General features: G+C 70.3%; 15 protein-coding genes and 6 pseudogenes. 8 read left to right on the top strand and 13 right to left on the bottom strand.

Annotation, left to right across the window (positions count from 1 at the left end; genetic code table 11):
• Window positions 1-508 precede the first annotated feature (508 nt).
• A complete protein-coding gene (locus ICC28_RS39210) occupies window positions 509-4636 on the bottom strand; it encodes a hypothetical protein (RefSeq protein ID WP_188293654.1) in 4128 nt (1375 codons plus the stop codon).
• Between the two features lie 271 nt (window positions 4637-4907).
• Between ICC28_RS39210 and ICC28_RS39215 the strand changes: the two genes are divergently transcribed.
• Window positions 4908-5324 (top strand): hypothetical protein, encoded by a 417-nt coding sequence (locus tag ICC28_RS39215; protein ID WP_188293655.1) that lies wholly within the window; start codon window positions 4908-4910, stop codon window positions 5322-5324.
• On the opposite strand, the gene ICC28_RS39220 is transcribed toward ICC28_RS39215, so the two are convergent.
• From ICC28_RS39220 to ICC28_RS39240, 5 genes and pseudogenes are all read right to left on the bottom strand, one after another.
• Window positions 5299-6435, bottom strand: a complete 1137-nt coding sequence (locus ICC28_RS39220; protein ID WP_188293656.1) for an amidohydrolase family protein — start codon at window positions 6433-6435, stop codon at window positions 5299-5301. The two genes, ICC28_RS39215 and ICC28_RS39220, sit on opposite strands and share 26 nt — an antisense overlap.
• 73 nt (window positions 6436-6508) lie before the next feature.
• On the bottom strand, window positions 6509-6760 hold the full coding sequence (locus ICC28_RS39225; protein WP_188293657.1) for a hypothetical protein: 252 nt from the start codon (window positions 6758-6760) through the stop codon (window positions 6509-6511).
• A gap of 48 nt (window positions 6761-6808) precedes the next feature.
• Entirely contained in the window at window positions 6809-7045 is a 237-nt protein-coding gene (locus ICC28_RS39230; RefSeq protein WP_188293658.1) for a hypothetical protein, read from the bottom strand.
• A 225-nt stretch (window positions 7046-7270) separates the two neighbouring features.
• Window positions 7271-7474, bottom strand: a pseudogene (locus tag ICC28_RS41625) (integrase core domain-containing protein); the annotation flags it as partial.
• Between the two features lie 482 nt (window positions 7475-7956).
• A pseudogene (locus ICC28_RS39240) lies at window positions 7957-8184 on the bottom strand (transposase); the annotation flags it as partial.
• 352 nt (window positions 8185-8536) lie between these two features.
• Here ICC28_RS39240 and ICC28_RS39245 point away from each other — a divergent pair.
• Entirely contained in the window at window positions 8537-10576 is a 2040-nt protein-coding gene (locus tag ICC28_RS39245) for an MMPL family transporter (protein ID WP_188293667.1), read from the top strand.
• A 51-nt stretch (window positions 10577-10627) separates the two neighbouring features.
• Here the strand turns inward: ICC28_RS39245 and ICC28_RS40980 are convergent.
• Window positions 10628-10804, bottom strand: a pseudogene (locus ICC28_RS40980) (ISAzo13 family transposase); the annotation flags it as partial.
• 67 nt (window positions 10805-10871) lie between these two features.
• On the opposite strand from ICC28_RS40980, the gene ICC28_RS39250 reads away from it, so the two are divergent.
• On the top strand, window positions 10872-11984 hold the full coding sequence (locus ICC28_RS39250; protein ID WP_188293659.1) for an IS4 family transposase: 1113 nt from the start codon (window positions 10872-10874) through the stop codon (window positions 11982-11984).
• Window positions 11985-12338: 354 nt separating this feature from the next.
• Window positions 12339-12809, top strand: a complete 471-nt coding sequence (locus tag ICC28_RS39255) for a hypothetical protein (protein WP_188293660.1) — start codon at window positions 12339-12341, stop codon at window positions 12807-12809.
• A gap of 226 nt (window positions 12810-13035) precedes the next feature.
• Here ICC28_RS39255 and ICC28_RS39260 read toward each other — a convergent pair whose 3' ends face one another.
• Window positions 13036-14487 (bottom strand): sensor histidine kinase, encoded by a 1452-nt coding sequence (locus tag ICC28_RS39260; RefSeq protein ID WP_188293661.1) that lies wholly within the window; start codon window positions 14485-14487, stop codon window positions 13036-13038.
• Window positions 14484-15176 carry a response regulator transcription factor gene (locus tag ICC28_RS39265; protein WP_317454180.1) on the bottom strand — a complete coding sequence of 231 codons (693 nt, stop codon included), beginning with the start codon at window positions 15174-15176 and terminating at the stop codon, window positions 14484-14486. Before ICC28_RS39265 ends, ICC28_RS39260 begins: the two co-directional genes overlap by 4 nt.
• 112 nt (window positions 15177-15288) lie before the next feature.
• Between ICC28_RS39265 and ICC28_RS40985 the strand changes: the two are divergent.
• A pseudogene (locus ICC28_RS40985) lies at window positions 15289-15478 on the top strand (transposase family protein); the annotation flags it as partial.
• A gap of 162 nt (window positions 15479-15640) precedes the next feature.
• On the opposite strand, the pseudogene ICC28_RS39275 reads toward ICC28_RS40985, so the two are convergent.
• Window positions 15641-16313 (bottom strand): annotated as a pseudogene (locus ICC28_RS39275) (IS701 family transposase); the annotation flags it as partial.
• A gap of 34 nt (window positions 16314-16347) precedes the next feature.
• Window positions 16348-17502: pseudogene (locus ICC28_RS39280) on the bottom strand (IS3 family transposase).
• Window positions 17503-17604: 102 nt separating this feature from the next.
• Here ICC28_RS39280 and ICC28_RS39285 point away from each other — a divergent pair.
• Window positions 17605-18384, top strand: coding sequence for a hypothetical protein (locus ICC28_RS39285; RefSeq protein WP_188293663.1), 780 nt, complete (start codon window positions 17605-17607; stop codon window positions 18382-18384).
• 69 nt (window positions 18385-18453) lie between these two features.
• Here ICC28_RS39285 and ICC28_RS39290 read toward each other — a convergent pair whose 3' ends face one another.
• The gene (locus ICC28_RS39290; RefSeq protein ID WP_188293664.1) at window positions 18454-18843 is read right to left on the bottom strand and encodes a VOC family protein; all 390 of its coding nucleotides are present in this window, start codon (window positions 18841-18843) and stop codon (window positions 18454-18456) included.
• 134 nt (window positions 18844-18977) lie between these two features.
• Here ICC28_RS39290 and ICC28_RS39295 point away from each other — a divergent pair, with 134 nt between their 5' ends.
• Window positions 18978-19613, top strand: coding sequence for a TetR/AcrR family transcriptional regulator (locus ICC28_RS39295; RefSeq protein WP_188293665.1), 636 nt, complete (start codon window positions 18978-18980; stop codon window positions 19611-19613).
• 323 nt (window positions 19614-19936) lie between these two features.
• Here the strand turns inward: ICC28_RS39295 and ICC28_RS39300 are convergent, their stop codons facing one another.
• Window positions 19937-20503: a hypothetical protein gene (locus ICC28_RS39300; protein ID WP_223190740.1), complete on the bottom strand. Its 567-nt coding sequence runs from the start codon at window positions 20501-20503 to the stop codon at window positions 19937-19939.
• A 391-nt stretch (window positions 20504-20894) separates the two neighbouring features.
• On the opposite strand from ICC28_RS39300, the gene helR reads away from it, so the two are divergent.
• Window positions 20895-23075: an RNA polymerase recycling motor ATPase HelR gene (helR, locus tag ICC28_RS39305; RefSeq protein WP_188293666.1), complete on the top strand. Its 2181-nt coding sequence runs from the start codon at window positions 20895-20897 to the stop codon at window positions 23073-23075.
• Window positions 23076-23594: the final 519 nt, after the last annotated feature.

Here is a 23594-nt window from a genome sequence, read left to right on the forward strand (position 1 = left end):
GCCACCGCCTGCAGGGCGGCCGTCTCGTTCGGGTAGTCGTCGCGTACCTCGGCGACCATGCGCACCGCACAACGGCGGAGCTCAAGCGGGTAACGGGAAGGTCGTGCCATGACTCGATCCTTTCATGAAATCGAGCCTCTATTCGAGCCGGGGCGGTTCAGTGCCGGGGCAGGCCCGGCGGATGCGCGATCTCCGCGACGTTCAGGCCTTTCGCGGCGTGACACGGCTCGCGGTGCGGCCGGACTTGGTAGCGGCGAAGCGCACGGGTCGAGCAGCCGCCTTCCTCGCCCAAGTCCCTGACCTCGTCGGACAGGGCCGAGGCGCCGTGTGCAGCTCGGCCCGCGCGGTCTACCGTGGCGGCGGCCTCAGCTTTCGGTGTCGACGGTGCGGCCGCGGTCGTCGCGCAAGGTGGCGGCCGCGACGATCGCGCCGGCGGCCGGGACGGTGGCGGCTACGGCGTAGCAGGGACATGTCCGTCACCGCCGTCGACCGCGGGCGTCGGACGGCCTCACGTCTTCGTTCCCGGCCGTGGCGCCCCGTCCGCCCAGGCGCGGGTGAACCGCTCGTGCGCGGGGGCCGGGACTGCAGCGGGGGCTTCTGGCGGGGCGGCGGGTTCGGGGCGCGGGGCCTTCGCGGCGGTCAGCTCCTTGCGGACGGCGCGGTGGTGGTCGACGGACCAGGAGTTCCAGCGGCGGACGGTGCGGTCGGCCGGGCGGTCGAAAGCGTGCAGTTGGAGCTGGAGGGCGGCCGCGTCACGGCTGACGCCGAGAGCCGCCGCCACCTCGTCCACCAGGTCCGGGACGCTGAAGAGGGGGTTGTTCTCGTACTGGCCGGGCGGAACGGGGGTGGTGGCGGACCGGTCCGCCAGCCTGCGCAGAGCGGTGAGCAGGTCGGCGGGCAGGTCCGTGAGCCCGTCGAGCAGGGCGCGGGAGCCCTGCGCCGCAGGGTCTCCTACCGGGCGCTCGGCGAGAGCCCAGGCGACAGCGGTGGCGGCGGCCTGGATGTCGTCGGCCTGCAGGGGTTCTTCGAGGCGGCCGGTGAGCAGGGCCGTGGCCCAGCTGTCCGGGAGGGCGTGGTCCGCGGTGAGGGCAGCGGCATGGCTGCCGTCATCGGTGTACGGGGCGGCGCCGAGCAGCTGGGTCCAGGCGGCGGCCATGCGTTCCGCGGCTGCGGTCATCCCGCCGGGGGCCCAGAGCTCGGCCGGGTCGACGGGCAGAGCGGCGGCGAGCACGGTGCGCCGGCCGGCCGGCCCGAGCCGTCGCCGGAACTCGTCGTATGCGTGGAGGGTGTTCTGGTCGGCCTTGTACGGCTTGGAGCGGACCAGCTTGCGGTGCGCACCGTAGTCGTCGCTGCCGGCGAATCCGTCGAGGACGAGGGCGGCGATCGGGCGCGGCACCCCGGTGCGCCAGCGGAACAGGTCCACGGCCTCCTCGGGCACCGGCAGGGGGCCGTGTCCGGCGAGCAGGGCCAGCAGGCGGGGTAGCCGGTCGGTGTCATCGGCGGCGACGGTGTGCGTGGCGCACTCTTCGGCATCGTCGGGCGCCGGATCGGCTGCGCGCTGGAGGAAGGGGGCGAGGCCGCTGCGCTGCGGGCCGGAGGCCACGGCGCAACCGTCCGCGCGCAGTGCGGCGATCCGCGGCTCCGGGGCCCGGCCGGTCCGCCAGCAGCTGCCGGCCTCCGCGAACGGCTGCCGGCTCCATACGCCGAGCAGTGCCGCGAGGGCCTGCCGCTGCTCGTCGGGGGTGGCTGCGACGACGGTCCGCCAGGCCACGGCATCGATCCGGCCGGTCAGCGCCGCCCACTCGGGGGGCGGCGCGGGCAGGGCGAGCACCCGCACCTCGTCGTCGATCTCGCCGCGCAGGTAGCGGCCGTCGGCGGCGACTGCGGTGAGGAGAGCGGGCTGTGGCTGCGGCTGCCGTTTCTCGTGGCTGCGCAGCTGGGGCAGGAGGCCGTGGAGGGCCGGGACGAGCCGGTTGTCCGGCGCGGGGTCGGGCAGGTCGACGACGGGCCCGGCCCGCATGACGGCGACCCGGTGGGACAGCTCCTTGCGGCGGCGCAGTACGTCGGCGGCGAGCCGGACGGCGCGGTCGACGCCGTCCTGGACCTGCGGGTCGGTCACTTGGGGCAGGGCGCGCCCCGTGCCCTGGTGCAGCAGTTCGCGTACCGCGCTGTCCGTGACCGTCCGCAGGGCCTGGGACGAGGGTGCGTGGCGCGGGGTGAGGAAGTGCCAGAAGGCGGGGGGCGGTACCGGCCCGGCCAGTTCGCCCAGGGTGGCCCGGGTGCGGGTCCTGCGGCGGCTGCCGGGGAAGCCCTGGACCTGCCAGAGCAGCGAGTTGTCGCCGGCGGCGTGGCAGCGGACGGTGGTTCCTCCGGCCAGGACGGCGTCCTCACCGCCGAGCGGCAGGGCGAGGATTCCCCACGGGCGACGGCCCCAGTTGTTGCTGCGGTAGGAGGCGGTACGGCCGTCGATGGACTCCAGCACGAACTCGCGGGGCGAGGGGCCCGCGTACGGGGTGCGGTAGTCGACCCGGCAGCCGGTGAGTGTGCCGTCCTGGCCGAGCGGGGAGGGTGGGGCGCCGGGCGGCAGTGCGGCGAGGATTCGGTGGTCGGTGAAGGGCTTCATGCCGGGCGGGGACCGGTCGGGGTCGTGGAAGGGGGGCAGGGTGCGGTCGGCGGTGGGTACGCCGGTGGCCGGGTCGATGCGGTTCCAGCCGCCGCGGTCCTCGCTGAACACCTCGGTGCTCCAGAAGGTGCGGCCGTCGTTCATCTGGTAGTCGCGGTGGCCGATGCCCTCACGTCCGCCGGGGCGCAGGACGCGCTCGCCGTCGAAGCGGCCTCCCCCGTCCGGGGTTTCGAACTGGTAGCCGAGGCCGCCCTGGATGCTGCCGCCGTAGGGGCGCAGCCCGTACGTCTGCTCCGGTTCGAATGTGTCGCCGGGGTGGTCGGACCAGTAGGCGGTGCGGGAGGAGTTCTCCTCGTGCTGCTCGTTCCAGGCGACGAGGAACTGACCGCCGACCCAGTGCACGGTGTGGTCGAGTGCGCCGTCGGGCAGTTCCAGGGTGTGGTCTGCGCGCAGCCCGGCGTGGTCGACGGCGAGGGCGCGGGTCTCGCCGTACACGGTGAGCACCGGCCAGGTGCAGGTGACGTGCACGGTCTCGTCGGGCCGGAAGGCGGCGAGGGCCTGGTCCAGGGCGGGCCAGCCCAGCTCCTCGGGGAGCCCGGCCCGCAGGGCTCGGGCCAGCGGGCCGGTGAGGTCGAGTGCGTCCAGGGCCTCCTCGATGCCGTCCAGGGCGATGGCGGTGGGCCGGTCGAGGAGGCCGTGCAACTCGTCGACGGCCTCGTCGGCGGCGGCCAGTCCCCCGCCGCGCAGGGCGTCGAGTAGCTTCTCGACGCGGGCGTGCACCTCGGCGGTGATGCCCGGGTTGTGCGGGAGCCGGCTGATGGCGGTGCCGCTGACCGCAGCGCCGCCCCCGGTGCGGAGTCCGGCGTGCACGGTGCCTTCCAGCCGGGGTCCGAACACCGGGTCGGCGGCAAGTGCCTTGAGGTCGCGCTGGGAGTGCTCGCCCCAGAACTCCAGGCTGATCGCGGCGCCGGGGTCGTGGACGGGTACGCCCTCGGCGAGGCAGAGGTCCAGGAGGTCGGCGTCCAGATGCGGCCACCGGTAGCGGTCCTCGTGCAGGTGGACCGGGGTGCCGTGCGCGCGCAGCAGCGGGGCGAACCGGCGCACCAGGTCGAAGAGTTCCGCGGGCATGGGCTGGCGGGTCACTCCACCGCCGCGGACCGTGCGGTGCGAGTATCCGGCGGCGTACCGGCGCAGCCAGTCGCCGAGGCCGCCCTCCGGGGTGATCCGCCCGGCCGCGGCCGCATCGGCGGCACCGCACGCGATGAGCAGCCGCAGCCAGGCGGCCGCGTCGTTCTTCGACTCGGGAAACAGGTCGAGGAGGGCGGTGGCCTGCTCGTCGGTGGGCGGGTGGGCGGCGAGCAGGCCGGCTGCCGCGTCGAGCAGCCGGTCGGGTACGGCCTTGCCGCGGGCCGCGGCCAGCACCCCGCCCAGCACCCGGGCCTCCTCTTCGCTGCCGAGCCCGGCCGCACGGGCCGAGTCCCGGACCCGGCGGGCCAGGTCGGCGGGGAGCTCGCCGGGGGACGCCGCCCAGGCGCTCAGCAGGCGGACGAACTCGTGGTGCGCGTCGTCCGGTTCGAGGACACCGGCCAACCAGGCCGCCGCTGCGCTGAGTTCGCCGGCGGGCAGGGCGCCGAAGCGGGCGAACAGCAGCTGGTTCGCCCGCCGCCAGTGGGGATCGACCGGCAGAGCGTGGGTGCGCTCGGCGGCGCGGGCCTGCGCGTAGGCGCGGGCGGCGGAGCGGCGGTGGGTCTCCAGCATCCAATGCCCGATGGTGTCCCAGAACCAGGGCAGGTGGGTGGCCGGCAGGCCCCGGGCCAGGCGCTCCGCGTCGTCCACGAACCGGCCGGGCTTCTCCCAGGCCCGGTGCCTGCTGCTGCCCGCCCGTTCCAGCGTGGCGCGGGCATCGGTTTCGACGCCCGGCCCCTGAGTACGTGCCCAGTCGGCGTACGTCTCGGAGACGCGGTGGTTGGCCAAGAGTGGGACGGGGACGGGGGTTCCGGTGCTGCTGGTCATACGTGCGATCTTGCCAGGCGGTTCTGACAACGGGTGCGGGAGATCGGGGGCGTCGACAGCCCCGGGATCCACACCGGCAGGGACACCCGCGCCGCCGCTCCCCGCAGCCGCAACGTCCACCCGGCAGTCGTCGGCCGCGTGCGGGGCCCTCGACCTGTCCCGTGAGCACTTCATCGTCCGGCGCCTCGGCAAACGGCACATCATCTACCTCGACGAACTCACCTACCGCTGCGCCTCCGCGTGGCTCCGCGAACGTCACCGCCGCTGGCCAGTGACCACCAACCCGCATCCGCTGATCAACCGATGGGCCGCGGTAGACGCCGCTCACTCGTCCATCGGCACCACGTTCACCGCCGTTTTCCGGCCCACCGGACTCACGATGCAGACGCTACGGCAGGACCGGATCCGCGACGAGGCATTCGAGGTCGACGACCCGCTGCACCTGATGCGCCTGTTCGGCATCTCCTCGCAGACCGCAATGCGGTACATCAGCGGCTCACTCCGAACGCACCGCGAAGCTTCCCCGATGAGGCGAGCGGCAGCCATCAACCAGCAGAGCCGTTGCATGAGGACCGCGTCATGCGGCAGCCGCGCATCGCGCACTTCGGCCGTACTCTCGCCTCACAGCAAAGCATTCTTTCACTCCGGCCGACGTTGGCGTATCACTTCGCGGGCACTTTCATTCTGAACAGTCTCTCTGCATTTCGGAAAGCAATCTTCTCCTTGTCTTCGCGTGGCAAATCGACTCCGCGGAACCAGTCGGTCTGCTCCTTTATGTCCGCGAACGGGTAGTCGGTTGCGAACATCACTCGATCCACGCTTATGTACTTCAGCAGGAGATCGAGCAGTTCAGTCTGGGGGAATGCGCTGGTTGTGACCCAGAAGTTGTCCTGGAAGTATTGCCCGATGGGCTTCTCGAGCGAGTCTTCGGTTGGCTCGCCCATGTCATTGACGATCCGCTCGTAGTAGAAGGGAAGACCTTCACCCATGTGGCCGATGATGATTTTCAGCTTGGGGAATCTGTCGAAAACCCCGTACGTGATCATCCGAATGCATTGGGTCAACACCTCTTGATGCCAGCCATATCCAGACCCACTGAAAATGTAGTCTTGGTAATCTTCCGTGTACTCAGACCGTGTGGTGCTGTAGTAGATCTTGAAGACCTCGTCAGCTGGATAGCCGGGATGCAGGTAGATCGGCACATCGAGAGCAACGGCACGTGCCAGCACAGGCTCGAAATCAGGATGATCGAGATACTTCTTCGCGATGTGTCCGTTGGTCAGGGCGCCCAAGAAGCCATCTTCCCGAACCGAGCGCTCCAGTTCGTCCGCCGCCGCCTCCGGGCTCTGCAAGGGCAAAGTGGCGAAAGCCTTGAAGCGGTCCGGGTATTTGGCGATTGGCCCGTCCACGAGCTGCCGGTTAAGACGATAGGCAAGGTCGATACCCCTTTGCCCAGGGACATTTTGCACGGAGGGTGTATGAGCAGAGAGGATTTGAATGTTCAGTCCCCCCGCATCCATATCGCCGATGCGGCGTCGACCTAGATCCGAAAGACCAATTTCCTCGAGGAACGCTATGTGATCCTGATTGATGGAGTTCAGCTTCAACAACGTGGGGGTCGAAAAGGTCTCCTCCGTGCCGATGAAGGGCAGGTCCCGGTCTCGCGATGCAATGTCCGCAGTCTTGTCCGGAGTCTTGTTCCCGTCCGTTGCCGAAACGACGGCATACGCGGACAAGCCGGCACCAGCGCCAAGTGCCGTGGAAGCGGCTAGAAAGCCGCGACGTCCCATAGACTTCATGTCAGTCTCTCCTCATCAGGTGTTTGTGTGGTGCGGCATCCGTCTGCGAGATGCTTCAGATCGACCTTCGTCGTTACCGGGTCATTACAGGCGCGCCCAGGTGTCCACCCACGCCGCGCCCCTCTTCGACCTCGACGCCGACCGCACCGCTTCCGCCGAAACGCTGCCAGCCGAGAGCACGGGTCTTCGCGTCCTGCTCGCGCGCCACGGCAGCGCCGCGCGACGGCACTGCGTACACGACGGCGTGGTGCGCAGTGGCAAAGTTCTCCGATGCGCATCGGGTCCCGGTCAGGAACGCCGTCGTGGTCAGGCCCGGATCGGTCACCTGGCACCGGTACCCGTCCGAGCCGCCACCCTTCGGCGGCGCGGGCGTCTAGGCCTCGGCCATCATCAGGTCGAGGAACCGCTCGCCGACGCGCAGCGGCTGGGGTGGAACTGACGACCCGCTCGCGTGCGCGCTGTGCGGGCCGGTTTCGGCGGGCGCCGCACTGTTGTCGGCGTGCGTCCCGCGGGCGGCGACAGCGAACGCCGTCGCCAGCGCCCTGGTGGCCGCCCCGAACCTCAACCGCCCGGGCGGCGCTTTCCCTGGCGGCGCTGCGTCGACTGCCATCACCAGCCTCCTACATACGGGTTGCAGCGCTTATCTGGATGCCTACTTCCTACCGAGCGAACCTGAGACGAACGTTAGAACCCGTCCTTGAACCGTCGCGGTGCAGAGGCCGGACGGATACTCGACGGCCGACGCTGTCGCATATGGCTCTCGTCGCCCCGTGGATCCATGGTGTGTATCGGTGCGAGAATCCCTGAATGCGCTCGACCGATGACACGATGCCGGTCACTCTCTGGCCAGCGGACAGCGAACTGCGTCCCGTTGTCGAAGAGTTGGCGCAGATCTACCGTCATGACATGCCGGAGTGACCAAAGAACGGTAGTGGGCCGCCTCGAACTCCTCGGGTGGGAGGTAGTCGAGTGCGGAGTGCAGGCGCTCGGTGTTGTACCAGCCGGCCCACCACACGACGGCGTGTTCGACCTGGTCAGCGTCCCGCCAGGGGCCTTGGTGCCGACCTACCCTCCTGGGCCGCCGCCCTCGGCGGTTTCGGCTTCACTCCCTTGACTGCGGCGGAACTCCTGTCCTCGCTTGAGGATGCGGACACTTCAGCTCTGTCCAAGGCGGAGTGGCGCCAGATCAAGCACTGGCAGCCCGCGACTCTTGGCGCGGCGGTCTTCAACTCGTGGGACTGACGGGTCACTCAACCTGCGACGGCACGCGCTCAAGGTCCGGTGGCGCAGGACAACCGTTCCACTCGTCGGCGCGCACACCGAGGCCGGGCGCTCCAACAGAGACATCATGTCAAGTGCCGTGGTGGAGGCTGCCGTTCGTCTGCCGGGCGGGCGGTACGTCCCCCACCGTGATCGTGTGTCTGCACCGCCTGCGCCCCCCTCCGCCAACAGGGCCTCCGCCTCCCCGGACCGATGGCAACGGGCGCGGGCACGATGGGCCGACCGGCACGCTCTGCCAGGCCTCGGGTGGACCCGGTCCCACGCCTGGGCTTCAGCCTTGCCGTAGTTGGTGGTGTCGGTGACGGTGGTGATCGCCGCCTCGGGCCAGGTCTCGGGGTTGGCGAGGCAGAACTCCTTGCCGTGCATCAGCGGTCGCCCGCCCTGGGGACAGGCCAGGGCGTACTCCTTGATCGAGGGCTTCGGCAGCCGCACCACCCGGTTGCTGCGGATCCGCCCCGCCAGGCCGACAGAAGCCCTGATGCGACCCGGCCCGCAGACGAGGGCGCTGTGGGAGATGTTCTCCGACCTGATGGACCTCGACGACGCCCACCGGTACGTCACCGAGCCGCTCGCCGGCAGGGACGCCCGGTACGACCTGGGCGACGACCACCGGCTCGTCGGCAGCCTGTGCCCTTAACAGTCGTCTCAGGTTCGCTCAGTAGGAAGCAGGCATCCAGATAAGCGATGCAACCCGTATGTAGGAGGCTAGTGATGGCAGTCAACGCAACGCCGTCCGGGGAAGCGCCGGCCGGCCGGCCGGTTGGCAGGCCGGTGGGTGCCCTGGTTGGTGATCGGCTTGTGGCTGGTGCTGGCGGCGGGCATGGTGCCGCTGAGCGGGAAGCTGAGCTCGGTCACCACCGACAGCGCCGTAGACACCCTGCCGGCCAGTGCCGAGTCCACCAAGGTGGCGGTGCTGGAAAACAGTCTCCCCGACGGTGACAACAACACGTTCGTCTTCGTGTACCACCGCGTCGGCGGCATGACCGCCGCCGACCGCACGACGGTCGAGCGCCACTACAACACCCTTGCCAAGCGGTATCCGCCGACGGCGGCGGCCGGCGAGGACGACGAGGGCTCACCGACGAGCCTCTCCACCGACCGCAAGGCGATGATGTTCACCCTCGAGGTGAGCACGACCTACGGCGCACCGGAGGACATCGTCGGCCTGTTGCGTGACGCCGCGAAGGACCGCCCCTCCGGCCTGGAACTCGACGTGACCGGCCCGGGCGCGATCGACGGCGACATGGACGCCGTCTTCGACGGCATCGACGTGCAGGTCCTCCTCACCACCATCGCCGTCGTCACGCTCCTGCTCATCCTCACCTACCGCAGCCCGGTGTTGTGGATCATCCCGCTGCTGGCCGTCGGCGCGGCCGCACTGACCTCGATGGGGACCGTCTACCTGCTCGTCAAGGGCTTCGGCATCGTGGTCAACGACCAGAACTCGGCGCTGCTGACGATCCTCGTATTCGGCGTCGGCACGGACTACGCGCTGTTGCTCATCGCTCGATATCGGGAGGCACTGCACCACCATGAGAACGTCCGGGTCGCGATGGTCCACGCGCTGCGCGGCGCGGCGCCGGCCATCGTCGCGTCCGCGGCCACCGTGGTCGCCGGCCTGCTCTGCCTGCTCGTCGCGGACCTGAACAGCACCAGCGGGTTGGGCCCGATCGGTGCGGCCGGCATCCTGTGCGCGCTGGTGGCCATGCTGACGCTGTTCCCGGCGGTGCTCGTGGTGCTCGGCAGGCGGATCTTCTGGCCGGCCATCCCGCGACTCGGCACGGCCGTGGAGGAGAAGCCGGGGCTGTGGGGGCGGCTCGGCACCGCCATCAGCCGCCGCCGGTGGGTGGCTACGCTCGGCTCGCTCGGAGTCCTCGGCGTGCTCGCCCTCGGGCTGGCGGGCAACACCGGCGCCCTGCGAGAGCAGGACCAGTTCCTGTCCGCGCCGGAGTCGGTCACCGGCTTCACCGTTCTCCGCCAGCACTTCCCGGAGCTCGGCGGCCAGCCGATGACGATCTTCACGCGGCCGGCGTACCAGGAGCGGGTGCTCGACATCGCCAAGGACACTCGCGGTGTGGCCCTGGCCATCCCGGAGCAGACCAGCGGTGGCTGGGCCAACATCTCCGTGTTCCCGAAGGACGCGCCGGACACCGCCGCAGAGTACGACACGATCAAGCGGGTGCGCACCGCCGTGCACGCGGTGAGCGGGGCGGAGGCGATCGTGGGCGGGCCGAGTGCGGAGAACCTCGACACCGAGGTGACCACCAAGCGCGACGAGAAGCTGGTGATCCCGCTGGTGCTCGCCGTCGTCCTGATCGTCCTCGGGCTGCTGCTGCGCGCGGTCCTGGCCCCGCTGGTCCTGATGGCCACCGTGATCGTGTCATTCGCCGCGGCCTTCGGCGGCAGCGTGTTCGTCTTCGACACGATCCTCGGGTTCAAGGGTGTCGACTATTCGGTGCCGCTGCTGGCATTCCTGTTCCTGGTGGCGCTCGGCGTCGACTACAACATCTTCCTCGCCAGCCGGGCCCGGGAGGAGACCGTGCGTCTCGGCACCACAGAGGGCATGCTCAAAGCCCTCTCGGCCACCGGTGGCGTCATCACCTCGGCAGGCCTGGTCCTGGCGGCCACGTTCGCGGTCCTCGTGACACTTCCGCTGGTGATGCTGGTCGAGGTCGGGTTCCTGGTCGCCTTCGGCGTGCTGCTCGACGCCCTGCTGGTGCGGTCGGTCCTGGTGCCCGCCCTCACCTTGCTGATCGGCCGGCGGATCTGGTGGCCGAGCCGGTTGTCCCGTCCGGCGGCAAAGCTGCCGAACGGTCAGCAGCCGCTCGCCGGCGACGAGGAGCCCGCGCTGCAACGGTGAGCGCGGCGGCCCAGACGAAATCCGGGACGGGCCCCCAGGGCCTGCCGATCATCAAGGTGTCGTCTTGATCTTGCAATTGGAGTTGCTGCTTCGGGTGGCGACTTGGGCTTGGAGCGCTGCCTGGGCGGCTGGTGGGGTGGTGGCCGGCGTGATGGTGACGTCGTGTGCTCCGAGCAGGCGTCTGGTCTTCAGCAGGGTGCGGTGCACGGCGGTGCGGCTGCTGTTGAAAGCACGGCGAGGGGTATCGGCAGGCCAATGCAGTTGCCTTTGAGTTGCGGGGATCGTTGCCCTGCGTGTGACGGGGTGGGGCGCGGGCCAGCGGGAGCAGATCGGGATCCTGACGAAGGTGTTCACCGCTGAGCTGGTGGACGCGGCGATAGCCAAGCACGACCGTGCCGAGCGGCGGCGCCGCCTCCTGCCAGCGAGGCTGGTCGTGTACTTCGTCCTGGCCCTGTGCCTGTTCGCCCGGGAGTCGTACGAGGAGGTGCTGCGGGTGCTGACCAGCGGCATCCCGGGCAGCCGGGCCCTCGCGCGGGTGAACCGGTCGTCATTGTGCCGGGCCCGCGCCCGCCTCGGCGAGGACGTGCTGGAGACCGTGTTCCGCCAGGTGGCTGGCCCGCTCGCCACCAGGGACACGCCCGGCGCATGGTGGCGAGGTCTGCGACTCCTCGCCCTGGACGGCACCCAGTTCGATCTCCCGGATTCGACGAGCAACGGCGACACCTTCGACGGCCCCTCCCCCACCGGCGGCGTCCCTTTCGGCTTCCCCCAGGTCAGGGCGGTGGTCCTCGCTGAGATCGGAACGCACGGAGTCCTCGATGCCCGCCTCGGCGGCTACCGCGACGGAGAACGTAGCCTCGCCTACCCGCTGGCTGGCTCCACCGGCCCCGGCGACCTGGTCACCGCCGACCGCGGCTTCTGGTCGGCCGAGTTCGCTCACGCCTTCACCGTGGCGGGTGCGGATCTACTGGTCAGGCTTCAGTCCAACCATCTCGGCACCGTCCAGGCAGAACTTCCGGACGGCTCGTGTCTGTCGATGGCGCGACCGGGAAAGGACGTCCGGCTGCAAGCCGCGAGGGAAGGCCGGGTGCTGACGCAGCACGTGATCTATCGCGTCATCACCTTCACGAAGGGCGACAAGGTCGCCTACCTGGGCACGACGCGGCTGGACCCCGAGCAGTACCCGGCCGCCGAGCTCGTCGCGCTCTACCGGGAGCGCTGGGAGATCGAGCCCGCCTTCGACGAGATCAAGAACCACCTCGGTCCAGGCGGGCCGATCAGGTCGCGGACACCGGACGGCGTCCGCCAGGAACTGTGGGCCTACCTCGCCGTCCACCACGCAATCCGCCAGTTCGCCCACACAGCCGCGCCCGCCCGGCCGTGGACGCCGACCGCGTCTCCTACCTGAAGTGCGTCCGCATCATCCGCCGCAGCACCCCGTCTCAGCTCGGTGCGACCACTACCAAGCTCGCCCGCTCATTTGCGGAGGCCGGGCGGGAGGCATGCAGCCGCTTGCTTCCCGCCCGGCGCCGCCGGGACTGCCCACGCGCGATCAAGAAACCGAACCGCTGGCCCGTCCTGAGAACCCGTGCCAGACGGGACACGGTTCAGCCCGGCCGTTGGGCCCACAACCCAAGCTCGAAGGCGAAGAGCAGTCGCAGGGCGGGTCGGCCGGCGTTGAAGGGAACCCAAGCCCAGGCAACATCCTGACCTCTTCTTTTATCCCTGAGACCGGGCAGGGACCGTCTCCTATGCTCTGGCCGTGGATGGATATCAGGGCCTGACGGCATTGATCGAATCGGCCTGGGGGGAGCTGAACGACTCCGATGTGGGCCGCCGGGACCTCTGCCTCGATGTCGTCAGCGACGTCCTGGAGACGGGCCGTCTGGCGCAGAACGACGTCGAGCGGGCCGTCGAGCGTCTCGCCACCGTCGCGCTCTCCGGCGAGAGCTACGAAGTGCGAGAGTCCGCGCTGCACGCAGTCTGCACGGCCTCTACGCACTACGAACTTCCCTACCGAGTGGTGGAGCCGCTCGCAGCCGGGGTAGACAGCTTCGAACCCTTGCTCCTCGCCTACGTCCTGGCCGTCCTCGGCTGCACTCACGACGGGGCAGCGCTGCCGATCGTCGAGCGGTTCCTCCACCACCCTCACTCCGAGGTCCGCCGGGAGGCCTCGGAGGCGGTGACGGAACTCCACTGGCACCGAGAGTCAGCCCAGGACAAGACGGCGTAGTCCCTGCGGCTCAGCAGCTCAGTCGTCAAGGCAACTGCATTGGTATCGGCAGGCCCCCAGGCCCGTCCCGGATCTTTTCATGGCCCGACGGCCGCCGCCCCTTGGTCCTGCGCCACGCGCCGGGGCTGTGGTCGGCGCATCGCGGTGTCCTGCCCCGACGGTGAGCCGCGCGGGGCCAAACCCGAGCGCCGCCGTCACTCGTCCTGCGCCGCGCCGCCGGGGCGGGTCAGCGCACCGCGGTGTCCTCCCCGGCGGTGAGCCGCGCGATCGGGGCGGGCGGGGCCGTGGCCGGAAGGTCGACCCGAAGCAGCGCGCCACCGCGCGCGGAGCGGGCGACAGTGGCCCGGCCGCCGTGCGCGTCGACGACCCGCTGCACGATCGACAGCCCCAGACCGGATCCCGGCAACCCCCGGGCGCTGTCGGCACGGTAGAACCGGTCGAACACCCGCGGTACGTCAGCGGCATCGATGCCCGGCCCGGCGTCGTCGACCTCGAGCACCGCCGACGCGCCCTCGGCACGGAGCCGGACCTGGACCGGCTGGTCCGCGGGGGACCACTTGCCGGCGTTGTCGATGAGGTTGAGCACCGCCCGCCCGAGCGCAGCGGGACGCCCGTTCACCCACACAGAGGTCACGTCGAGCACGACCTCGATGTCGGGCACGCGGGAACGCGCCCGGGTCGCGGCGGCCGCCACCACGTCGGCGAGGTCGAGCAGCTCGGTGCTCTCGTCGCTGATGTCACCGCGCGCCAGGTCGGTCAGCTCGGCGGCAAGGGTGCTCAACTCGGCCACCTGGGCGCCGAGATCGTTGAGCAGCCGGGTCCGGCTCTCCGCCGGCAGTGCGCTGTCCAGGGTGCCGCGCCGATCCAGCCGGATCAGCAGCTCGACGTTGAGGCGCAGGCTGGTGAGCGGGGTCTTGAGCTCGTGGGCGGCGTCCTCGGCGAGCAGCCGCTGGGCCCGCCGGGAGTCCCGGAGCGCGGCGAGCATGTCGTTGATCGACCGGATCAGCCGCCGGATCTCCCCACCGCCCTCATCCGGGATGTCGGCGTCGAGATCCCGGGTGCGCGCGACACGTACCGCGGCGGCAGTCAGCCGGTCGATCGGTGCCAGCCCGGTCCGCGCCACGGTCCACCCGACAAGGGCGCCGCCGACCACGCAGAGCAGCCCGATCAGCAGCATGCCGAACCCGAACTGGTTGATCGGGCTGTCGTCGCCCACCTGGGCCACCTGGACCGCGCCGTCGCCCGCCCGCAGCGTGTAGATGAGGTAGCCGTCCTCGTCGCTGTCGTTGGACTCCATCAGGTCGGCCGACGCGCCCTGCGCCACGCGCCCGGCGTGCTCGCTGACGGGGGGCAGCGCGGGTTGGCCGGCCGGCGTCCGAGTCGAGCCGTCGGGCAGGATGACCCGCACCAGCCGACCGGATCCGGGATACGGCGGTAGCTGGATCTGCGCCAGACCGGCGCGCTGCGCGTTTGTCGCCAGGACGCGGGAGTCGGCGCGCAGCTGATTCTTGGCGCTGTCCTGCAGCTCCCAGCCCAGTAGTTCGCTGGCCACCTGGAAGGCCAGGAACACGCTGACCGCGATGGCCGTCGCCGCGATCACCGTGAGCCTGGCCCGCAAGGACCGCCGGCGCCACCACCGGGTCAGCCGGCGCGGTTCCCGGCCGGCGGGCCTGCTCACGGAGGAGTCTCCCGCAGCACGTAACCGAGGCCGCGCAGCGTGTAGATCAATCGCGGCTCGCCCTCGGCCTCCATCTTGCGGCGCAGGTAGCTCACGTACACCTGGAGGTTGTTGGCGGTGGCGCTCATGTCGAAGCCCCAGATCGCCTCGAACAGCGCGTCGCGGGTCAAGACCCGGGTCGCGTTGCGCAAGAGGACCTCCAGGAGGGAGAACTCGGTCCGGGTCAGGCGCAGCGGCCGGCCGCCCCGCCACGCCTCGAACCTGTCGGGATCGAGCCGGACGTCTGCGAACGACAGGATCTGCGACTCCCCGTCGGTCTGCGTGCGCCGGCGCAGCAGGGCCCGCACCCGGGCCAGTAACTCCTCGGTGGCGAACGGCTTGGGCAGGTAGTCGTCGGCGCCCGCGTCCAGCCCTGTGACCCGGTCGGAGACCTGGTCACGGGCGGTCAGCATCAGTACCGGCAGATCCCGACCCGCGGCCCGCAACCGCCGGCAGGTCTCCAACCCGCCGAGGCGGGGCATCATCACGTCGAGGATCAGCAGATCCAGCGTGTCGCCGTCGGCCCCACCGACCCCGTCGAGCACGGCGAGACCGTTGGCGACGGTGCTGGTGTCGTAGCCTTCGACCTGGAGCACCCGCTCCAACGACTCACGGATGGCCGCTTCATCATCCGCGATCATGATCCGCACGCCGGCCCGCCCCCTTCCAATCGATGTTTTTGCCGCTCATTGTCCCCGATCAACCTGAGACCAGGATTAGAGCCTCGCTGGGTACCGCGCTCTTGCGGAGACGTTCACCGGGCTGCGAGTGACGCAGTTTCAGCGTCTGTTGAAGGTCTTGCGGGAGCGCGGCGGTGACGGCACACTTCTGGGGCGGCCGTGGTCGCTGCCGCTGGCCGAGCGGGTGCTGGTGGTGGCGGTGTCCTACCGCACGAACCTCACCATGCGGCAGCTCGGGCCCTCTGTTCGGCATCTCTTCCTCCCGGTGCCGACGGGACTTGCCCATCGTCGCCGCGGCGGCAGCCGCGGGGCACCACTCCCGCGCACACCACGCACGCTCCCACGCGTCCTCGGACCGGGCGCGGTCGAGGCGATCATCGGCGCGCTGAACACCGCCCGGGAACGGGGCATGGTCCTGGCGATGCTGCTGGGCGGACTGCGCCGCGGGTGACCACGGTGTCGTGCAGGGTGGTGGCCATGACGTGGAAGACGTCGGACTGCTCGAATTCGTAGCGCCAGCCCTTGGAGAAGCCGTAGGGGGCGTCCGCTGTCAGCCAGCCGAACGGGATCTTCTCGGCGATGGCCCGGCGGACCATTGCCTTGGCCATGGCCACCTTCGTGGCGAAGGAAACCGTGTCGTCGATGCCCGCCCGGCGGCAGCGGTCCCGGTCGTCCGTCCAGGAGGTGGGCAGATACAACCTGTGGTCGATCAGGGTGCGTCGGCGACTGGTGGAGTAGGCAGGGAACACGCCGATCTGGCTGTTCTCGGTGCGTCCGGCGGTGCCGGAGTACTGCCGCTGGACGCCGGCCGAGCGGATGCCCTTCTTCAGAAAGCCGGTGTCATCGACGATCAGGACGGCATCCGGATCGCCGAGGTGTTCCACGACGTAGTCGCGCACGTCGTCCAGGGCCTCGTCGGCGTCCCGCTCGATCCGGTTCAGCAGCCGCTGAATGCGGTCGGGACCCGCATGCCCGGCCTCTTCCCGCAGGCGTCCACCCGTTCTTCCGCTCCGGCGGCGCGATCAGCCCTCGCATGTACGCCAAAGCGGATTGCCGCGGCTCCTCCCGATTGAACCGATGCACGAACCGCTCATGCACCGCATCCAGTTGGGTCTGATGCGGCGTTGGGTGACAAGTTCGGTCACGCGGCCTGCAGGGCCGGTGTTGTCGTGACGGTCTCAAATTCGACGGGGTGAGCCGGCCGAGCGGCGTTTGTCGGCGGCGTCGGTGGTAGGTCCGCTCGATCCAGGTCACGATCGCGATCCGCAGTTCTTCGCGGGTGGTCCAGTTCCGGCGGTCGAGGACGTTCTTCTGCAGCAGGCTGAAGAAGGACTCCATGGCGGCGTTGTCGCCGGCAGCTCCGACCCTCCCTATCGATCCGGCCATCCGGTGGCGGTCGAGCGCCCGGACGAATTTCCGGGAGCAGAACTGCGATCCGCGGTCGCTGTGGAGGATGCGTCCGTCGACCTGTCCGCGCCGGGCGACGGCGTTGTCCAGAGCAGTCACGGCCAGGCGGGACCCGTGCATCGATGGAGTAGCCCACGATCCTGTTGCTGGAGACATCCTTGATCGCGCAGAGGTACAACTTCCCTTCGTCGGTGGCATGTTCGGTGATGGCGGCAAACCAGAGCCGGTTCGGACCGTCGGCGGTGAAGTTGCGGCGGACCAGGTCGTCGTGCACCGGCGGGCCAGCCTTCTTGATCCTTCCTCGCTTCTTGCCGAACACGCTCCACCAGTGGTTGTCCCGGCAGATCCGCCATGCGGTCCGGTCGGCCATCGCGGCCTCCGAGCTGCGGGCTTCGTCGGCCAGGAAGCGGTAGCCGAACTCAGGATCCTCACGGTGGGCGTCGAACAGCGCGTTCGCCCGATGAGCCTGCTCCAGCACGGCGTCCGTCACGGGCTTGTCGAGCCAGCGGTAGCAGGGCTGTCTGGCGAGCTTCAGCACCCGGCACGTCACCGTCACGGGCACCCCGTCCACGGCCAGCTCTTTCACGAGCGGGGAGATCCTTTTCCCGGCAGATGCGCCTGCGACAGATAGGCCGCCGCCCGCCGGAGGACCTCGTTTCCTGCTCCAGCAGCTGATCCGCCGACGTGCTTCCCGCAGTTCCGCGCTTTCCTGGCTGGTCACCCCGGGCTTGGCCCCGTCGCCGATGTCCGCCCGCCGCATCCATTTCCACAACGCCATCGGGTGGACTCCGAAGTCCTTGGCCACCTGCTCGACCGTCACCCCCGGGCCACGGTTCCTCGCAACCCGCACGACGTCCTCACGGAACTCTTCGGGATTAGGCTTGGGCACAGCGGCATCCTTCCCACCCGCCCCACAGGGCAAGCCAGTTCAGATGTCACCCCATGGTGCGGCAGACCCACCACATGCAGTGATGGCATGCACAATGCGGCCATGAGTCACGACTACAGGCCTGGTGACGTGCTGTTGCTGGAGTGCCCGTTCACTGAGGCCACCGTCACAGGGGTCACTCGTTACTACGTGTCCGTGCAGTGGCCGTGGCTGGAAGTGGATCCGCAGGCTGAGAGCATCAGATGGAACGGCCGAAGGGCGCTTCCAACGCCCGCGGCCCGTGAGCGGGAGATCTTCCGAACGGAACCGGTGGAGACCGCACTGAAGCCCGGCGATACCTGTCTGGTGGGCATCCCCGCGACCGTGGTGCACGTCCAGGCGGTCCACCGCTTCGATCCGCCTCTGGTCACCGGCATGCTGCCCCGGCCCGCGTCCTACCTCGAGGTCCTGCAACAGGGTGAGACACATGATCCTTCCCTCGAGGACCAGGGCTACACGATCGATCCGGCCGGCGGCGAACCCATATGCATCGAGCTGTTCTTCCGTCCATACGCCTTCCTCGAACTGGGTGACGAGGTTGCTGACCGGAACGGGCGCGCCTGGCGGTTCGACGCCGCCTGGAACTGGCACTCCTTCAATGGTGAGCAGTCGGGCACTCCGGCCTGGCCGCTGACGCTGCTCTTCCGCCATGGTGAGCCGACACTGAAGGCTGCCGAAGAGGTCGCCCGGGCAACAGCGGTCGGCAGCCACGCGGACGAACTGGAGCGCTGGAGCGGACTCACTCACGCGCGACCAGCCGCCCATCAGTCTTCCAGATGTGGCGGGGCGGAGGTCAGCGGAGAGTGCGACCAGCGGACGGGGTGCCGTCAGAGCCGTGGGTGAGCCAGGAGCCGTCTGTCCTATGAGTCCGTCTCCTAGGAAGCGGGGTGTTGGTACGGGGGCAGGCCGGCGTCAGTCGGTGGTCGGGGTGGTCCACTCGACGAACTGGACGACGACGCCGTTGGGGTCGGTGACCTGGAAGAGCCGTTCTCCCCAGGGCTCTTCGCGCAAGGGCATGGTGATGTCGACATCCTCGTCCCTCAAGCGCTTTTCCTCCGCCTCCAGTTCGGTGACGGTGAAGGCGAGGATGAGGCCGGCGGCCCGCAGGTCGCGCTGGTCGGCGGGGAGCACCTCGATGCCGCGCCGCAGCAGGACGATGTCCGCTGCGGCGTCCTGCCTGCTCAGCGAGGCGAAGCCGTCGGCGGCCATGGTCTCGGTGTAGCCGAGGTGGTGGGTGAAGAACTTCGCGGAGGCGGCCACGTCGTCGACGGTGAGCGACACGGCGGTGGCGGTGATCTGCAAGGGGTCTCCTGGTGGTGTCGGATCTGCTGGGCGGCGCACTGAGGAGTACGGGCAGAAAGTTCGTACGGGTGTAACTTTAGAGCGGGTCACCTCTGCGCGTCAATGCATTCTTGCTACGGATGTAAAATTGCCTCATGAGTATCGAGACCTTGGGGCTCCGTGAGTCCAAGAAGCGCGAGACACGGCAGTCGATCTCCGACCACGCGACCCGGCTGTTCCTCACCCAGGGCTTCGAGGCCACGACGATCGCCGACATCGCGGCGGCGGCCAGGGTCGCCAAGAAGACGGTCACCAACTACTTCCCCCGCAAGGAGGACCTGGCCCTCGACCACCAGGACGCGTTCGTCGCGAGCCTTGCCGACGCCGTCCGGGGCCGCGCCCCGGGAGAGACGGCGCTGGCCGCCCTCCGGCGCGCCTTCCAGGAGGCCGTCGAGGCGCACAACCCGGTCGCGGGATTCGCCGGCCCGGAGTTCACCCGCATGATCGCCCAGAGCCCCACCCTGACGGACCGCCTGCGCGACCTCCACGACCTGCGCCAGGACGCCCTGGCCGAGGTCCTGGCCGAGACCACCGGACAGTCGGCCGACGCCATCGCCCCCCGCGCCGCCGCCGCTCTCCTGGGCGCCGCCCACCACCTCCTGTTCCGGCGCATCCAGGAACTGACCCTCGCGGGCCACGACAACACGGAGATCGCCACCGTCGTGACCGCCGAGGCGGCCCACGTCTTCGACCTGCTGGAACCCGCACTGGGCGCATACGCCGCCGCCTGAGACGGCGGGGCCCGGCGCCCGCGCGGCAGGGAGTGCTCCAGGAGGGCCGACATCGCTGTCACCGGACGGCCCGCTGCCCGGCCCTTGGGCTGTGCGCCTCCGCGCACCGGGCCCGGCGGACGCCGCAGGGGCTCGCCGGTAAGGGAAGTGAACGGAGTCAGCGATGAAGATCGCGATCATCGGCGGAACAGGTCTCATCGGCTTCCAGATGGTCGCGCTATCGCACTACCGCGCGACCGTGGTCACGAGGCAGCCGCGGCAGCCCCGTCCACGGGCGTCGACACCCTCACCGGCAACGACGGCGTGCACATCGTCTCCACCCGCTACGGGGACTGGCTCAAGCGCCACTGACCGGCGCACAGGGCTACGAGCGACCGACGGCCCCTGTGCGCCGGCCGCTCTCGTACGTCCTCAGCCTCTGCGGCGCCAGGACCCAGTGCAGGCCGTCGATGCCGCCGGTCCCGCGGTGATCCTGGCCAGGGCCACCGCAGTACCGTCCTGCGCGACACGGGCAGCAGGCAGGGTTCGACGTCGGCCTCGACCAGCCGGTACTCGGCTTCGGGGAAGAACTTCCGGGCGAAGGCGCTGATCCTGGTCACGCGCCCGGCCACCACGACCTCCGGCCGGGGCACGCCGCGCGTGCCGTTGCCGTCTGCACAGTCGGCCGCGTCGGCCGACAGCACGTCTTCGAGGGCGGCGATGGTGCCGTCCCGTGCGGCGGTGACGAGTGCTTCGAGTAGGCGCCGGTGCTGCGCCGGGTCGACGGGTTCGCTGCGCTCGGCGGACAGGCGCTTGCGGGCCCTGTTGACGATCTGCCGCGTGTTGGCCCGGCTCGGCTGGAGGAAGCCTGCGGTCTCGTCATAGGCGTAGTCGAACGCCTTCCGGAGCACTCAGGCCGCCCGTTCCACCGGATTCCATCGAATTCCACCGGATTCAGCCGCTGCAGAACCAGCAGCACGGCCTGCTGCAGCGCCTCGCCGCGTTCCGCGCCGACCTGCGGATGCGCGCCGGTGTCCACCGGTTCCGGCAGCCGCGGTCCCACGTGGGCCTCTCGGCGTAGCCGTGCCGACTGCGCGGCCGTGACCGCCAGACGGGTGGTGGTCGAGCGCGGTTGTCCGACCCGCGCGGTGTCGGCCCGGGTCGGCACAAAAGGAAAGGCAAGGAGGTAACCCACTCCTTGCCACTCTCAACGTATAGCGCACCGGGGGGCTTGCGGCAAGGCCCCCGCCGTCCCGCAGAATCACTCGCCCACCCCGGAATCTGCGGAATGGATGTCACGACTTGACTCTCCCGACCACCAGCGTGTTCGACCTTCACGACCGTCTCTCCGCCAAGGCCGACCCGGCGTTGATCGCCGCCGACGAACGGCACTTCGCGGCCGTCGCGGAGAGCCTCGACCGGGCGATCGCCGAACTGTCCGACCGACTGGACGACCTGCTCAGGGCTCCGGGCGGTCTGGGCCGTGAGGCGATGGACCGGGATGTGGAGATCCACCGGCTGACCGGGCGGCTGCGGACCCTGCGCCGCTTCGGCCTGGACCTGTGCCTGGGGCGCATCGTGAGCGCGGATGCCTCCGAGCCCGTGTACATCGGACGGCTCGGCCTCACCGACAGCGAGGGCCGCCGCCTGCTCCTCGACTGGCGCTCCCCCGCGGCCGAGCCGTTCTTCGCGGCCACGCACGCCGACCCGATGGGTCTGGCGAGCCGCCGCAGGTACCGGTGGACCCGGGGCCGGATCGGCGACTACTGGGACGAGGTGTTCACCGCCGACGGCCTCGAAGGGCACGCCGCTCTCGACGACCAGTCCGCCTTCATCGCGAGCCTGGGCAGCACCCGTTCGTCCCGGATGCGTGACGTGCTCGCCACCATCCAGGCCGACCAGGACGCCATCATCCGGGCGGGATCGCGCGGCACTCTGGTCGTGGACGGCGGTCCCGGTACCGGCAAGACCGTCGTCGCCCTGCACCGCACCGCCCATCTGCTGTACTCCGACCCGCGGCTCGGCCATCGTCGCGGCGGTGTGCTGTTCGTCGGTCCGCACGAGCCCTACCTGGCCTACGTCGCCGACGTGCTGCCCAGCCTGGGCGAGGAGGGCGTGCAGACCTGCACCGTGCGCGACCTCGTCGCCGAGGGGGCCGCGGCGGCGCCCGAGACCGACCCGGAGGTGGCCCGGCTGAAGTCGTCCGCGGACCTGGTGAAGGCGATCGAGAAGGCCGTCCGGTTCTACGAGGAGCCGCCCGCCGAGGGGATGTCGGTCTCCACCGACTGGGCCGACGTCTGGCTGAGCGCCGCCGACTGGGCCGAGGCGTTCGAGGCACCCGGGCCCGGCACCCCGCACAACGAGGCGCGTGAGCTGATCTGGGACGAACTGGTCGCGATCCTCGGGGAGAAGCACGGCGGGGACGTTCCGGCCGACGCGTTCCGCAGGTCGCTGCAGAGCGACAGGGAGCTGGTCGACACCCTCCACCGCGCGTGGCCGCTGCTGGAGGCGACCGACCTCGTCTCCGACCTGTGGTCGGTCCCCGCCTACCTGCGGATGTGCGCTCCCTGGCTCGACCGGGACGAGGTGCGCAGGCTCCAGCGCGCGGACGCCAAGGCCTGGACGGTGTCCGACCTGCCGCTGCTGGACGCGGCACGGCAGCGCCTCGGCGACCCGAAGTCGGCGCTGCGCAAGCGTCGGCAGCAGGCCGCCGTGGCCGCCGAACGCGCGCGCATGTCCGACGTCATCGCCGACGTGCTCGCGGCCGACGACGACGGCGAGGGCGCGGTGACGATGCTGCGCGGGCAGGACCTCCAGGACACTCTCGTCGACGGGTCCGTGCCGCCCGGCACCGAACCGGACCTGCTCGCCGGGCCGTTCGCGCACATCGTGGTGGACGAGGCGCAGGAACTGACCGACGCCGAATGGCAGATGCTGCTGCTGCGCTGCCCGTCGCGGAGTTTCACCATCGTCGGGGACCGCGCCCAGACCCGGCACGGGTTCCCCGAGTCGTGGCGGGAGCGGCTCGCGCGGGTCGGGCTCGACCGGATCGAGGTGGCCTCCCTGAGCATCAACTACCGCACGCCGGAAGAGGTGATGGCGGAGGCGGAACCGGCCATTCGCGCCGTACTCCCGGACGCCAATGTGCCGATCTCCGTGCGCAGCAGTGGCATCCCCGTCGTACACGGGTCCGTCGCCGAGCTGGAGTCGGTCCTCGACACGTGGCTCGCCGCACACGACGACGGGGTCGCGTGCGTCATCGGCGACCCCGCGTTCCGGGCGACGCCCCGGGTCCGGTCGCTGAGCCCGGACCTGGCGAAGGGGCTGGAGTTCGACCTCGTCGTCCTCGTCGACCCGCAGCAGTTCGGCGAGGGCGTCGGGGGCGCGGTCGACCGCTATGTGGCGATGACCCGGGCGACACAACAGCTCGTCATCCTCACGTCCGCCCCGCACCGGCCCGGGCCGACCGGCATCATCATGTGAGTGTCCCGACCGTCGAGGCGGGTCGCGTCACCGTGGTCCCTCCTGTTCGCCCATCCGCTGGAGGGATCCCCCAGTGAGACGGAGACGATGCGTGGCAGGCGCGATCGGTGCGGTTTCGGGAATCGCGCTCGGTACGGACGCGGCCAGGGCCGACGTGCCGGCACCCCTCGTGGCCGGCCGACAGGCCGTACCCGTGTCCGGCCGCATTCCGGCCGCGCGGTAACGCCGTGTCGCCGCGGTCGGCCCTGACTGGCCCGGTCCGTCGGCGAGGAGGATCTCGGCGGGGCGTCGGGGGCACGGGCGTTGGCCATGTGCGGTGCGGCGGGACGGCGGCGCCTGGACGCATGGGACCTGTCGCGTCTCGACCACTCGCGGCTGCTGTGTGTCGCAGGTGCCCGCGCCACGGCGGCGTGGTGTGTCGCCAACCTCCGGGAACCGGCGGCCAGTTGTTGTGCTGGGAGGCGACGACGTGGTGCGAGGCGCGGTTCCCGGGCAGGGGCGTCCCGGACGTCCGGACGG

This window comes from Streptomyces sp. TRM68416, from assembly GCF_014596915.1.
Lineage (GTDB): Bacteria > Actinomycetota > Actinomycetes > Streptomycetales > Streptomycetaceae > Streptomyces.